Annotated in this window: 15 protein-coding genes; 4 read left to right on the forward strand and 11 right to left on the reverse strand. The window is 34.5% G+C overall.

From position 1 onward, the window contains the following. Positions 1–91: 91 nt before the first annotated feature. The gene (locus B5P42_RS21550; protein ID WP_113735173.1) at positions 92–883 is read left to right on the forward strand and encodes a DUF4240 domain-containing protein; all 792 of its coding nucleotides are present in this window, start codon (positions 92–94) and stop codon (positions 881–883) included. Between the two features lie 59 nt (positions 884–942). Here B5P42_RS21550 and B5P42_RS21555 read toward each other — a convergent pair whose 3' ends face one another. The 6 genes from B5P42_RS21555 to B5P42_RS21580 form a co-directional block, all read right to left on the reverse strand. After that, the gene (locus B5P42_RS21555) at positions 943–1,980 is read right to left on the reverse strand and encodes an SDR family oxidoreductase (protein ID WP_113735174.1); all 1,038 of its coding nucleotides are present in this window, start codon (positions 1,978–1,980) and stop codon (positions 943–945) included. Between the two features lie 293 nt (positions 1,981–2,273). Beyond that, a complete protein-coding gene (locus tag B5P42_RS21560) occupies positions 2,274–2,540 on the reverse strand; it encodes a hypothetical protein (RefSeq protein ID WP_113735175.1) in 267 nt (88 codons plus the stop codon). Positions 2,541–2,662: 122 nt separating this feature from the next. Beyond that, positions 2,663–3,610 carry a serine hydrolase domain-containing protein gene (locus B5P42_RS21565; RefSeq protein ID WP_113735176.1) on the reverse strand — a complete coding sequence of 316 codons (948 nt, stop codon included), beginning with the start codon at positions 3,608–3,610 and terminating at the stop codon, positions 2,663–2,665. A gap of 23 nt (positions 3,611–3,633) precedes the next feature. After that, a complete protein-coding gene (locus B5P42_RS21570) occupies positions 3,634–4,524 on the reverse strand; it encodes an AraC family transcriptional regulator (RefSeq protein WP_113735177.1) in 891 nt (296 codons plus the stop codon). A gap of 47 nt (positions 4,525–4,571) precedes the next feature. Beyond that, the gene (locus B5P42_RS21575) at positions 4,572–5,042 is read right to left on the reverse strand and encodes a GNAT family N-acetyltransferase (RefSeq protein WP_113735178.1); all 471 of its coding nucleotides are present in this window, start codon (positions 5,040–5,042) and stop codon (positions 4,572–4,574) included. Between the two features lie 17 nt (positions 5,043–5,059). After that, complete coding sequence (locus B5P42_RS21580; protein WP_113735179.1) at positions 5,060–5,461, reverse strand: DUF3980 domain-containing protein; 402 nt, start codon at positions 5,459–5,461, stop codon at positions 5,060–5,062. A gap of 96 nt (positions 5,462–5,557) precedes the next feature. Here B5P42_RS21580 and B5P42_RS21585 point away from each other — a divergent pair, with 96 nt between their 5' ends. Next, the gene (locus B5P42_RS21585; RefSeq protein ID WP_113735180.1) at positions 5,558–6,025 is read left to right on the forward strand and encodes an NUDIX hydrolase; all 468 of its coding nucleotides are present in this window, start codon (positions 5,558–5,560) and stop codon (positions 6,023–6,025) included. A gap of 18 nt (positions 6,026–6,043) precedes the next feature. On the opposite strand, the gene B5P42_RS21590 is transcribed toward B5P42_RS21585, so the two are convergent. Continuing rightward, complete coding sequence (locus B5P42_RS21590; RefSeq protein ID WP_113735181.1) at positions 6,044–6,955, reverse strand: DMT family transporter; 912 nt, start codon at positions 6,953–6,955, stop codon at positions 6,044–6,046. A 124-nt stretch (positions 6,956–7,079) separates the two neighbouring features. Between B5P42_RS21590 and pdxR the strand changes: the two genes are divergently transcribed. Then, a complete protein-coding gene (gene pdxR, locus B5P42_RS21595) occupies positions 7,080–8,522 on the forward strand; it encodes a MocR-like pyridoxine biosynthesis transcription factor PdxR (protein WP_113735182.1) in 1,443 nt (480 codons plus the stop codon). An 80-nt stretch (positions 8,523–8,602) separates the two neighbouring features. Beyond that, complete coding sequence (locus B5P42_RS21600; RefSeq protein ID WP_113735183.1) at positions 8,603–9,043, forward strand: YaiI/YqxD family protein; 441 nt, start codon at positions 8,603–8,605, stop codon at positions 9,041–9,043. An 86-nt stretch (positions 9,044–9,129) separates the two neighbouring features. On the opposite strand, the gene B5P42_RS21605 is transcribed toward B5P42_RS21600, so the two are convergent. Genes B5P42_RS21605 through B5P42_RS21620 form a run of 4 tightly spaced genes read right to left on the reverse strand, consistent with a single transcriptional unit; the run spans position 9,130 to position 12,192 of the window. Then, on the reverse strand, positions 9,130–9,444 hold the full coding sequence (locus tag B5P42_RS21605; protein WP_113735184.1) for a DUF3892 domain-containing protein: 315 nt from the start codon (positions 9,442–9,444) through the stop codon (positions 9,130–9,132). A 24-nt stretch (positions 9,445–9,468) separates the two neighbouring features. After that, positions 9,469–10,503: a sensor histidine kinase gene (locus tag B5P42_RS21610; RefSeq protein WP_113735185.1), complete on the reverse strand. Its 1,035-nt coding sequence runs from the start codon at positions 10,501–10,503 to the stop codon at positions 9,469–9,471. Further along, positions 10,500–11,171 carry a response regulator transcription factor gene (locus tag B5P42_RS21615; protein ID WP_113735186.1) on the reverse strand — a complete coding sequence of 224 codons (672 nt, stop codon included), beginning with the start codon at positions 11,169–11,171 and terminating at the stop codon, positions 10,500–10,502. The genes B5P42_RS21610 and B5P42_RS21615 overlap by 4 nt, the downstream gene beginning before the upstream one ends. A gap of 34 nt (positions 11,172–11,205) precedes the next feature. Beyond that, the gene (locus tag B5P42_RS21620) at positions 11,206–12,192 is read right to left on the reverse strand and encodes an alpha/beta fold hydrolase (protein WP_113735187.1); all 987 of its coding nucleotides are present in this window, start codon (positions 12,190–12,192) and stop codon (positions 11,206–11,208) included. Positions 12,193–12,269: the final 77 nt, after the last annotated feature.

Consider the following 12,269-nt stretch of genomic DNA (forward strand, 5'->3'; position numbering starts at 1 on the left):
CCAAAAATTAAATTCAACTTTCTGTCATTATAAATATATATACATATGTTACAATCACAATGCACACTAGAAAAGCAATATGGGGGTACGAATGGAAACGTTATTAATCCAGCAAAATGAGAAATCAAATAAGTTTTGGAAAATCATTGTGAAAGATAGAGACTACGTTGTGTTTTACGGAAAAATTGGCACAGCTGGTAGTGTAAAAGCGAAAGAGTTTGAAACAGAAGAAGAATGTATAAAAGAAGCTAACAAACTAATCGCTTCTAAACGAAAAAAAGGATATACAGACCCGTGCCTTGAGGAAGATTACATAAAGGAAAAAACGATAACAGAAGAAGAATTTTGGGAACTACTTAATCGTGCAAAAACGAAAGGTGAAGACCAAGAAGAACAAATAGAATGGCTTACTTCTCACCTTGCTAAACGTACAGTACATGAAATTGTAGCTTTTGATACACATATGCACCGTATTTTGAAAGATTCCTATACGTCTCGTTTATGGGCAGCTGCTTATATTATTTTAGGCGGTTGTTCGGATGATTGTTTTGATTACTTCCGCGGATGGTTATTATATCAAGGAAAAGAAACATACGAAGCATGTATTGAAGATCCAGAACGGTTAATTCCTGTATTAGAAAATTTGAGTGAGTATGATGTTCCAGAAATTGAAGAACTTACGCTATACTTCGGACAAGAAGTATATATGGAGAAGACTGGGGATGAAGATGATACATACTTTACACTATACCATGTCTTATCAAATGAAGAATTTGAGGAAGTTGACATCGAATTAGATTGGGATGAAGATGACGAGGAAGGATTAAAAAATATGTTTCCTAAGTTATGGGAAGTGTACGGGGAAGATCCGATTGAGTGGTAGATGAATATTAGGACTCTGTTTAACCAATGGACAGAGTCCTTTTTTCATAGGATTCTTATTTAACCTCTCTTTATTTCATACCACTTATCTAACAGCACCTTTTCTCTTTCAATTGAAATACCTGCCTTTAATTCCCTATCTTTCGTTTCTCTCATCCACTCATACACGTCTTTAACTGTATCTTCTAACCTTCTAAAAGTAAGACCCTCTTTAACTGCGCTCTCTATATTAATAGAGAATCCACCTTTCCACGGATCTGTTTCATCTTCTAATGAAAAAGTTTCAGGAAGCCATAATGGCATCTCTGTCCATGGCTGCACTTTATTCTCATGCATAAACGACTCATCAACCCAAACGAATTCAGCATCGCTATTCGTAACCTTTTTACACGTATTTAATAGCTCTTCCATCGTTAATTTATAATCCGGACCTGTTATATTGAATGTACCTGCTTTATTATTTTCTGCCATGCTTAGTCCAAAGCTTGCGACATCTTTTATATCCACTAACTGTACTGGACGGTCTTTTCTTCCTGGCACTAACACATTCCCGCCCTTTGCTACGCGCTGAACCCAGTATGGAAGCCGATCTGTATAATCAAACATTCCCGAAAGAAGTCCTGCTCTTACGTGGAAAACACGCCCCGGCCAATACTTCTCTGCCTCTTTTTCACATAATACTTTGAGCGCACCGTAATACTCGTAAGGAGATATTTCACCATTCTCTACAGCTTTTACCTTATCACTTGGTGGTTCAGGTTGTAATATATATTCTTCTTTTATGTGATGCGGAATCCAATCTTTATATACGGAAAGGCTTGAGATGAATGTATAATGCTTTATATTATCTTTAAGTACTTCTCCTACATTCCTAATGTGATGCGGAGAAAATCCACACGTGTCTATGACCATATCCCATTTTCGATTTTCTAAACTTGAAACATCATCATTTCTGTCACCGATTAACTGCTCTACGTCAGGAAAAATTTCTTTATTTGTTCCACGGTTGAATAATGTAACTTCATGACCTCTTTTTAAAGCCTCTTCTACGAAAGCTCTTCCTAAAAAACGTGTACCACCTAGTATTAGAATCTTCATTCTTTTTCCCCCATTCAATCAAGCGCATGATTAAAAACATTTTCTTTTGTTAAACGATTTTTCCTTGTAAAAAGTTACGGGTATTTTTCATTTTTTTCTATAGTTAATATAACGTCATCCAAATTTGCAACTTGTGACATAACTTTTTATCGAATTCGACAGTAATGAAGACGATAAAGAGGGATTGAAAAATATTTCAACTAAGTCATAGTGGTAAATACACATCTATGAAAATACTTAGTTATACGAGCAATGCTCCTGCCAAATTGACAGAAGCATTGCTTTTTTAACCTCTATTTACTTTTATATACTTGAATTGAAATTATCGAAATTAAACTGAGCAATCCCATAAATAAACAAATCGCACCTAGAATTGTATACGAATTTCCATACCCCTGTAATAAAGCTAAATATGTACTTGTATCCATATGACCGCCTTGCTCTGTAACAGATGCACCGGCTGCATTACTCCCCATTTCTGTTGCATTTATAAGAATATACACGCCGATAATAGATACTAATGCTGAAATAATTTCTACAATATTAGACTTGAACATCATACCCTCACCTTTCACACAACGTCTTTAATCCATCTAGAAAACTCTCTTTCTATCTCTTACTTATTCATAATAGCGAAAAATATGGTGTGAAATCCCAATTAACATCATCTTTTTTACTAAATTTAATTATTTATCTGTATACAAGAAAGAATATATTTCGAAATTAGCTCCCATCTATCCACCGCTTCCGGTACAATTTCAGACGCAATCACCACCACCAATTCCTTCTCCGGTATACAGCAAACCATATTCCCACCATCGCCCATTGCACAGTATGAATAGATCGCATCCTCTTCTCGTAACCACCATAAGTAGCCATATTGATTCGGATTCATTGCTGTTGATTCTTTTACCCATGATTTTGAAAGAATTTTCTTTCCATTATGAATACCTTCATTCAAATACATCTTTCCAAACTTAGCCATATCTTTAACTGTTAACGTTAGTCCCCAGCCGCCCGTCGAAATACCATTTGGATCGTGAACCCATCCTTTCACATCTTTTCCGAATAAGTCATCGAATCCAAATGCTTTCATATTGTAGTTTGGAATTTCTCTCATACCGATTGGTTGAAATAAGTATTCATTCGCAAACTCACGAGCACTTTTCCCTGTTACCCTCGTAATAATTGCTGATAGTAAATGAGCTCCTGCAGATGAATATTTAAAAGCTCCAATTTGCCCACCGTTCCCAATTCTATTTAACGTATACTTTACCCAATCCTGTTGTGTACATAATTCTTCTAACGGTTCCTGCCAATCCACATAAGGATATGGAGCTGTCATTGTAAGTAGATGCCGCACTGTTACTTCAGATACCTTAAGATTATATTCAGGAAAAAACTCTATTACTTTTTGATTAACACTTTTGATATATCCTTTATCTATACATATCCCAATTAACGCAGAGATTATCGTTTTTGTGACCGATGCTACATGAAATGCATCACCTGGACCGTAACCATTATAATAGTTTTCAAAAACAACATTACCTTTCTGCACTACTAACATACCATTAATATTTTTATATTCTTCTTTTACAACACAATCTAACTGTTCAGCCGTTTTCATTCTTCTTCCCCCTTAATCTATGATTAAAAAGGTTCGATAGGTACATATATATCGACTATATGTTTATGTTCTGGGTGCTGCCTTGGGTCATTTTTATACACTTCAAAAGGATATGAATCTCTCGGTTTATATCCGCTATTTGGCAACCATTCACCGTATAAGAAATCCCATGCTCCTTTATATTCATCTTGGCGTATCTCAAAATGACCTACCGCATATTTCCCTGAAGGTATTACCATTATTCCAATTTCGCTCGTTCCTACTGCGGACTCATCCGGAATTGTTATACATAAACTTGTTCTTAAATGATAGTCCTCAGTAAATTCATGATGATCGTGGTAAATTGTTAATACCTTCGTATCCTCGAATACATAATAGTTTTGCTCCGATGCGTAATGAAATAATTTTTCTATCATTTTTGGAAAAGCTATAGCTAAGTCTTTATATGTACCTACATGTCGTATGTATGCAACGTTTACGGTATCCGCTGTTATAATTTCAACCTCTCCTCGAACCTTCTTACATTCATTGTATTGAGAAGTTTCACTTACGTCTTTGCAATTCTTGCTATTGTGGCTTCGATATTGAGATGGACTTACTCCGTACTGACTTTTAAATGTCCGGGAGAAAACTGCTGAATCTGTGAACCCGAAGTAATACGCAATATCTGTAATCGTCATATCTGTACGATAAGTAAGAAGGTGTGTTGCCCTCTCTAATTTCAAACGATTCACATACCGAGATAACGGCTCATCCATCATCCCTTTAAAAATTCTATGAAAATGAAATTTCGAAAAGCCTGCCACATTAGCTAGCTCCTCAATGGAAAGCGAATCATTTATGTTTGATTCTATATAATCTTGAACTTTATATATGCGCTGTAAATACTCATTTCTACTTTGAGAACTCTCCATACTTATCCCTCCTCACAACAAAAAGGCTAACTTCACGTTAGCCTACTTTACATATTTTTTAAAAATAAAACTCTACTCCCGCCATTACCATCGTAATTTGTATGTACGGATACACCATCTATCTCATCATCCCCAGCTTCAATTTTAAAACCAATTTCTTGATGAAATCGTATCGACTTTTTATTCACCGGTGACGTGATTGCTTTTACAACTTTACGGTTGTTTGCACGAGCGACATCAAAGAAATAAGAATACAGTGTCGATGCGATTCCGCTTCTTCTATATTTCGGATTTACACCTATAAAATGAACATACGCTTCATCTTTATGTGTTTGCGAAAAGAATCCGCATAAGAAACCTAACGTTTCTCCCTCTTCTTCAATGATAAAACTCGTTTCTTGAAAGTGAACGAAAAACAACTTTGGCAACATACTAGCCATGTCTCTTCCGCCCCACCAATCATCTAAAACAGAATGAACCTTTACATAATCTTCCCCTTGGATGTTTCTTACTCGCATGTGTTTCTCCCTCTCACTCACTTCATTTTCTCATAAATTTTAATAACCGTTTCTACTAAAAGAATGAATACCCAAATACCACAAAATACAAGAACAGATTGGAATATCGATCCAAGTATCATAACACCAATCGCACCTGATATTGAAAATGATACGCCACCAAACCCTGGATCCTGTATAAGTGATTCAGCAGAAAAAGCTGTTATAATAGATACGATTAAATAAATAACACTCATTATTTTTAATATTTTTATAGAAAGATACGAAGTTTGTTCTTTCTCCACTTGTGATAATTCGATTTCCCCGCTCGCAATTCCTTTTTGAAGACAATCTTCACACAAAAATTCTTCCTTAATTTTTTTACCACCATGTATTGTACCTGTTATTTCTTTACACCTTGAACATTTTCGATTTATCATTTTGATATCACTCCAATCAACTATGATTATCTTAATATAATTCGACATTTACCTTATTATCCCTTTTATGTATTTTATAGAGAAAGGTCGTGTTTTATGATTTCAAAACCCACATTTGGTTCTAAAAATCCCACCGTTCATTATGTATTACGGCCGAGTTGCTATGCGGTTATTTTTAATTCATCTGCTTCAAACATAGCTATTATCCAAAAAGGAGAACGCTTCTTTTTACCAGGTGGCGGTATGGAAGGTAAAGAAACCAAAGAAGAATGTTTACATCGTGAATTACTAGAGGAGTTAGGTTGGGCAATTGAAATTGATCAATATATCGGTAATGCAGCACGATATTTTTATGCGGAAAAGGAAGATACATATTATTTAAATGATGGTTTCTTTTATATCGCAAATATGATACATCAGCAAACTGATAACTGTGAAGAGGATCATGTTTTAAAGTGGATGTCTCCATTACACGCCGTAGAGCTTCTCATTCATGATCATCAAAAATGGGCCATTGAACAAGCACTTTTATTTCGAAATAAAAAAGGATCTCCTTCTATATGAAAGAGATCCTTTTTACTGTTAGCTTACTTTTTTCAAATTGAGAGCAGGCTTTTTCATTCCGCCTTTTTTTACAACATATAAGCCGATAAAGATAATAAATCCGCCAACGAGTTGCATCATATTGATTTGCTCTCCGATTGTTACTGCCGCAAAGATAACTGCGAACAATGGTACGAGATACATATAAACCATTACTTTCGTTGAGCCTATTTTACTAATACCGACATACCACATTGCAAGTCCGAAGATTGTCGCAAAGACGATTGAATATGCTAGTGATCCCCAGCTTGGCATATCTACTGGCCACGTTAACGTATTTACGTTGAATAAACAATATACAACAAGCGGTACAATTCCAATTAAAGTAGACCATGATGTGACTCTCATTGCGGAGTATTTTGTAATAAGGGGTTGTGCTAATATTGGATACCATCCCCACGCAATTGCTGCAACTAATCCAATTACATTTCCGAGCCATGCATACTCGTATGTAGCTCCTCCTGTATGCCCTGTTAATAAAACGAATGCTGCACCAATAAATGCTACTATTGAACCAATTTGTACTTTCATCGAAAAACGTTCTTGTTTGTGCAATACTGCTAATATTCCTGTAAAAATAGGTGACATCGCAATTAATAATGAGGCGTTCGTTGCTGAAGTATATTTTACAGATAGCATAAACATCGTTTGATACATTGCCGTACCAACGATACCGACTGCTACTAATCGTAACCAATCTTTTCTTTCAATACGTAATGAGCGTTCCATTAAAAATGTAATAAGTAATAATACCGGTGATGCTACTAAAAATCGTAAACTATTAAATTGAATGGATGACATAAATGCCACGCCATACTTTCCAATTGTATAATTTGCTCCCCATACTAATGCAACTGATACTAGGAGCCACTCCATTTGCCATCGTTTCATCCGAATCTCCCCTTCCCTATTTAGCATAGTAAAATTGGCTGGATAAAACACCGTCCAATTGGCTGTTTTTTTACCCAGCCAATTTGTTATACTTAATGTATATAAGAGATGCGGAGGCGTTTGTATGGAATGGAAGCTAGATAACGACAGTAAAATCCCTATTTATCAGCAAGTTGTTGATTTTATTGAAAGACGTATTACATACGGAGAGCTTCCCCCAGGTAGCTTCCTCCCTTCAGAACGAAAATTAGCTACGCAGTTAAATGTAAACCGCAGTACGGTAACGACTGCTTATAATGAACTTCGCGCAATGGGAATCGTAGAAAGTACGACCGGTAAAGGTACACGTGTGAGTACACATATGTGGGGTGTTTCTCCAACATTAACACCGAACTGGAGAGGTTTCGTAGAAGGTGGTACGTTTTTACCAAACTTACCGCTACTTCGTCATATTCGGGCAGAAGTACAACAAAATGAAAACATGATTGACTTCGCAAATGGAGAGCTCGGTTGTAACCTCTATCCTCACGATCAACTACAAACGATTTTACGAGAGCAGCCGTTAACGCAGTCATTAAGTTACGATCATCCGCAGGGCTATCTCCCGCTAAGGCAAGCGGTCGTAAAATATATGAGGGAATATTTAAAAGTTGAAGCGACCGAACAATCGATTATGATTACATCTGGCGCCCAACAAGCACTTCACCTTATCGTACAATGTTTATTAAATCCAGGTGACGCAGTCGCTTTCGAAAGCCCTTCACACTGTTATTCATTACCGTTATTCCAATCGGCAGGTATTCGTATTTTTCCATTACCTGTCGATGAACACGGTATTAATCCAGACGATGTGCAAGAGTTATATAGAAAGCATCGTATTAAAATGATCTTTTTAAATCCAAATTTCCAAAACCCTACGGGAACAATGCTGCATCCAAACCGTAGAAAAAAACTGTTATCACTTTGCGCAGACTTACGAATTGCGATTGTGGAAGATGATCCGTCCAGTTTACTTACGCTAGAAAAGAAACAACCTTGCCCTACTTTAAAATCGATTGATGAAAACGGAACTGTCATTTATGTACATTCCTTATCAAAAATGATTGCGCCAGGTTTACGAGTTGGCTGGCTTGTCGCTCCGCAGTCTGTAGTCGAGCGATTATCAGATGCGCGTCACCAAATGGAATTAGGAATGAGTATATTCCCGCAGTGGCTTATGCAGCAATTTTTCGAAACTATACCATTTCAGTCTCATATAGTTCCTTTACGAAAGCAACTAGCAGAAAAAAGAGACATTATCGTTCGTGCCCTAAACGAGCAACTTCACGATAAAATCTCTTTCTCAAGCCCAACCGGTGGTATATACATATGGGGGAAATTAAAAGAACCAATAAACGAAAAACAACTCATTATGCAAAGCTTAAAACAAGAAATCGCCTTTATGCCGGGAAGTATTTTCGGTGCTAAAGATGGTTATATTCGTTTATCTTACGGGAAAGTGAATATTGATCAAATTGAAAAAGGTATTTCTCGTTTGCGTGAGGCTATTTTGGTTTGTGGGAAATAACATTATGTAAAGAAGTCTCGTTTGACAAAAGCAAAATCTACCATTATTATCAACACGAACCTATTCATAGGAGTGATAAAATGAAGATTTACGTTGATGCAGATGCTTGTCCTGTAAAAGATGTGATTATTTATGAAGCTACGAATGCCGAAATTCCTGTTACCCTCGTTACTAGTTTCTCTCATTATTCTAATGCTAAGCAGCCATCAGGTGTGGAAACAATTTATGTTGATTCTGGAGCAGACGCTGCGGATTACCGGATTATGCAGTTAGCAAAAAAAGAAGATTTAATCGTAACGCAAGATTACGGTCTTGCTTCGCTTGCTTTAGCAAAAGGCTGTATCGTTCTACACCATAAAGGCTATAAGTATACGAATGAAAACATTGAACAATTGTTACAAACACGGTATTTAAGTGCAATGGTTCGAAAAAGCGGTAAGCGTACAAAGGGACCGAAACCATTTACAGCAGAAGATAAAGAGAAGTTTAGAGTGCTCTTTAAAAGTATAATCGCACTTTAAAAATGAACCGTCTATTTGCAAGGAAAACTTCGCAAAACAAAGAAGAGAATATCCAAATGAACATTCTCTTCTTGAGGTTTACCTGTTTAAAATGAAGGTAAATTATCTAAGTTATTTTCCTTTATTCCATCAGGTTCACTACGTATAATATCTCTACCATACTTATGAAATACGTCCACATGAGCTAACTTCCCTGATTTCGCTTCACTAAGTGCAGTAATATAATCTAACTCTCTCCCGCTACTTGTCTTAAAAGCAATTAAATCCCCATCATCATTTTTACGAACGGCAACAATTTGTTCTGCTCCTGAATTGACTTCATTGTCTACTTCAAATTGAGCTTGCTCTTCTCCTTGATGTAAATAATCATTATAAACTTTTTGAAAGTCTTTTTTGTCCATAAATTTCACCCCCAAAATATTTTATTAGTATGTTTGGAAGGTATTGGTTTTATGTACTTTGCTCTTAACTTGAATGCTTTCAAATAAAAACATAGTCCCTTCACTATTTGATTGGAAAGTGTATTTTATATTGAACATCTTTGATATATCTTCAATATTTTTTAATCCTATTCCCGTTCCTTTGACATTTATATCAAAGCCAATTCCATTATCTCTAAAGAAAACAACATCTTCATCTATAATGATTTTGAGTTTTTTAGCTTGTGAATGTTTAAGCACATTTTGAAAAATATTATCAAATAGCCTTTGAATCCATAACTCATTACTATTCCATACCAACTCTTTATCTTGTGGATTATATACTAATTCAATTTTATGAATGCTATACAAATAGCTCCATTTTTTAACCATGTTTTCTATTAAATTTTGTATATTCACTTCATCCTTCACAATATAAGTATTCTCTAATGTCTCTGTAGGTTGAATATTAAATTCGTTAGTTAAATCACTTATATATTGTATCTGCCCATACATTGATTCAAGTACTGGTGCTTGTCCTTCGTATTCGCCTTCTAAATAATATAATTGTAATCTAACCGCTGTTAAGGGTGTATTAATATCATGCCGTAATTTATTTAATAGTTCCTTTTTTATTTGATCCTGTTGTTGTAGTTCTAATTCTCGGTAAGTCGTTCTTTCTATAAGCAAGTTTACTGATTTAATCAGTTCCCCCATCTCATCATCGCTTTTGACATCTATTATATTTGGAATTTTTTTATCACTTGCTAAATCTCGAATCGTTTGATTTAATACATTAATTTTATTTAATAATGTATTAATTGATTTTGAAAATACAAAAGCTAATACTAATAGTGATAATAAAAATATGATTAACATAGTAGGATATGCAAAGGATTCATGAAAAGGAATGTTCTTGTTTTTAGTTTTAAAGGCAACATTATAAATAACTGATACAAAGATACTAATCAACAGTAATAACAATGGTACGCTAATAATAGCAGTGAATAGTAATAACTGATATTTATTCTTTAATTTCATTTCTTCATAAAGGTATTTAATCTATACCCTTCTCCATATATGTTCTGAATAATGTTACCTGTTTTATCATCGATTTTGGTCCTAATTTTCTTTATATGTACGTTCATGATATTTTGATTTCTATCTTCGAGTTGCCATAAGTAATCAAAGAAGTGTTCTTTTGTTAGAATTCTATCCCTATTTTCATACAAATAGAAAAATATTTTACGCTCAATCGCTGTAAACACAACTTCATCACGCAAACCATTAGTGAAAACCCTTTTATATTCTGCATCTATAAATAAATGTTTAATTTGCGTGAAAGTACCATATTGATTATCTAACATTTTCTGAATTCTTAACAATAATTCCCGAGGATCAAAAGGTTTTATCATGTATTCTTCTCCAATGGTAAGACCTTTTAGTTTACTATCAATATCATTCCGAGCTGATAGAAATATGATTGGAATATTTAATCCTAGATTTTTTATTTTTTTTGTAATTTGATAACCATCTTCACCTGGTAACATAACATCCATTATGACTAAATCTATTTCATGAATTACATCAAGAACATTCTTTCCTTCTTTCTCCCAATACACTTTATACTTCTCACGCTGCAAATTTTTTTGTAATAAATTTCCTATCATCAAATCATCTTCAACAATTAATATGTTATATTCTTTCATTATGTAGACCTTCCATCACTAAAATAACAATAGCTTAGTTCTTCACTACTTTATTATTAATAAAATCCATTGCAAGTTTGTATATTTCATCAGGAGCGTGTAAATAAATACTATGTGTACCTTCAATTTTTTTCACATCAGCTATTAATAACTTGCTAGCAAACTCCTCATAATCTCTGTTTTTTTGCTTTGTATATTTCGAGTTTTTATTTTCCCTAGCAATCGCATCTATAAATAAAATTGGTGTTTCTTTTGGGAATGATAAGGAATTAGATTTGTTACTGTTATTGTAACTTTGTAAAAGTTCTTGCTTCATATCATCATTAAAAGCTTGTTTATATGAGAGCGCTTTATAAATAGTTTTTTCCTGTTCGGTTAAAAAGGATTGCTGAATTACTTCGGGATTATAAGTAATAGAAGGAGCTAATCGCTGAAAACCAATTTTCGTTAAAATATTCATCCCTTTTATTATTAATGAATCAACCTCGTCTATTTTATGAGTTACGTACTGATTAGGTAAACCAATATCTAACCCAATAATCCCTTTTACTTCACTTGGGTATTTTTGTGCCCAATAAATAGCCTCTATACCCGATAGAGAATGTGGCACTAAAATATAGGGAGGTTTATTCCCACTTCTAATAAGCGCTTCTCTCGTTTGTTCTAATATCGTATCAATATCTCTATCATCATGAAAAACATCACTGTATCCATAACCAGCCCTCTCAATTACAGAAATCTTGTTTCCTTTCGAAAATTCACTATATAATCCTTTCAATTCATAAACAGGAGCGGCAATTCCAGATCCGGCCATAAATACAAACGTATCCTTCCCGCTCCCCTCATTATAAACATTCATTTTTTTATTATTGAAATTAACAAGTTCCCCTTCATTGTTCATTAATTTCGATTCCATTCTTAATTGATAGTTATGATATATAAATACAGCGCCTGTTCCAAGAAAAATAATGCTACTACACACAAAAAATATACTCTTTCCTATCTTCAATAATTTTTTCATTTGACACCCCTTTCAACTTATACTGAAAGGGTACAATATAAAAATAAATTTCTAATAAATTTTTGAAAATTAATAGT

Origin of the sequence: Bacillus sp. SRB_331, from assembly GCF_003264175.1 — a bacterium.
Classification (GTDB): domain Bacteria; phylum Bacillota; class Bacilli; order Bacillales; family Bacillaceae_G; genus Bacillus_A; species Bacillus_A mycoides.

What these genes read in the sequence shown, in the direction of transcription:
- B5P42_RS21600 (WP_113735183.1), top strand. Translation starts at nt 8,603, where the DNA reads ATGAAGATTTACGTTGATGCAGATGCTTGTCCTGTAAAAGATGTGATT.
- B5P42_RS21580 (WP_113735179.1), bottom strand. Translation starts at nt 5,461, where the DNA reads ATGATAAATCGAAAATGTTCAAGGTGTAAAGAAATAACAGGTACAATA.
- B5P42_RS21610 (WP_113735185.1), bottom strand. Translation starts at nt 10,503, where the DNA reads ATGAAATTAAAGAATAAATATCAGTTATTACTATTCACTGCTATTATT.
- B5P42_RS21565 (WP_113735176.1), bottom strand. Translation starts at nt 3,610, where the DNA reads ATGAAAACGGCTGAACAGTTAGATTGTGTTGTAAAAGAAGAATATAAA.
- B5P42_RS21590 (WP_113735181.1), bottom strand. Translation starts at nt 6,955, where the DNA reads ATGAAACGATGGCAAATGGAGTGGCTCCTAGTATCAGTTGCATTAGTA.
- B5P42_RS21620 (WP_113735187.1), bottom strand. Translation starts at nt 12,192, where the DNA reads ATGAAAAAATTATTGAAGATAGGAAAGAGTATATTTTTTGTGTGTAGT.
- B5P42_RS21605 (WP_113735184.1), bottom strand. Translation starts at nt 9,444, where the DNA reads ATGGACAAAAAAGACTTTCAAAAAGTTTATAATGATTATTTACATCAA.
- B5P42_RS21570 (WP_113735177.1), bottom strand. Translation starts at nt 4,524, where the DNA reads ATGGAGAGTTCTCAAAGTAGAAATGAGTATTTACAGCGCATATATAAA.
- pdxR (WP_113735182.1), top strand. Translation starts at nt 7,080, where the DNA reads ATGGAATGGAAGCTAGATAACGACAGTAAAATCCCTATTTATCAGCAA.
- B5P42_RS21575 (WP_113735178.1), bottom strand. Translation starts at nt 5,042, where the DNA reads ATGCGAGTAAGAAACATCCAAGGGGAAGATTATGTAAAGGTTCATTCT.
- B5P42_RS21555 (WP_113735174.1), bottom strand. Translation starts at nt 1,980, where the DNA reads ATGAAGATTCTAATACTAGGTGGTACACGTTTTTTAGGAAGAGCTTTC.
- B5P42_RS21560 (WP_113735175.1), bottom strand. Translation starts at nt 2,540, where the DNA reads ATGATGTTCAAGTCTAATATTGTAGAAATTATTTCAGCATTAGTATCT.
- B5P42_RS21615 (WP_113735186.1), bottom strand. Translation starts at nt 11,171, where the DNA reads ATGAAAGAATATAACATATTAATTGTTGAAGATGATTTGATGATAGGA.
- B5P42_RS21550 (WP_113735173.1), top strand. Translation starts at nt 92, where the DNA reads ATGGAAACGTTATTAATCCAGCAAAATGAGAAATCAAATAAGTTTTGG.
- B5P42_RS21585 (WP_113735180.1), top strand. Translation starts at nt 5,558, where the DNA reads ATGATTTCAAAACCCACATTTGGTTCTAAAAATCCCACCGTTCATTAT.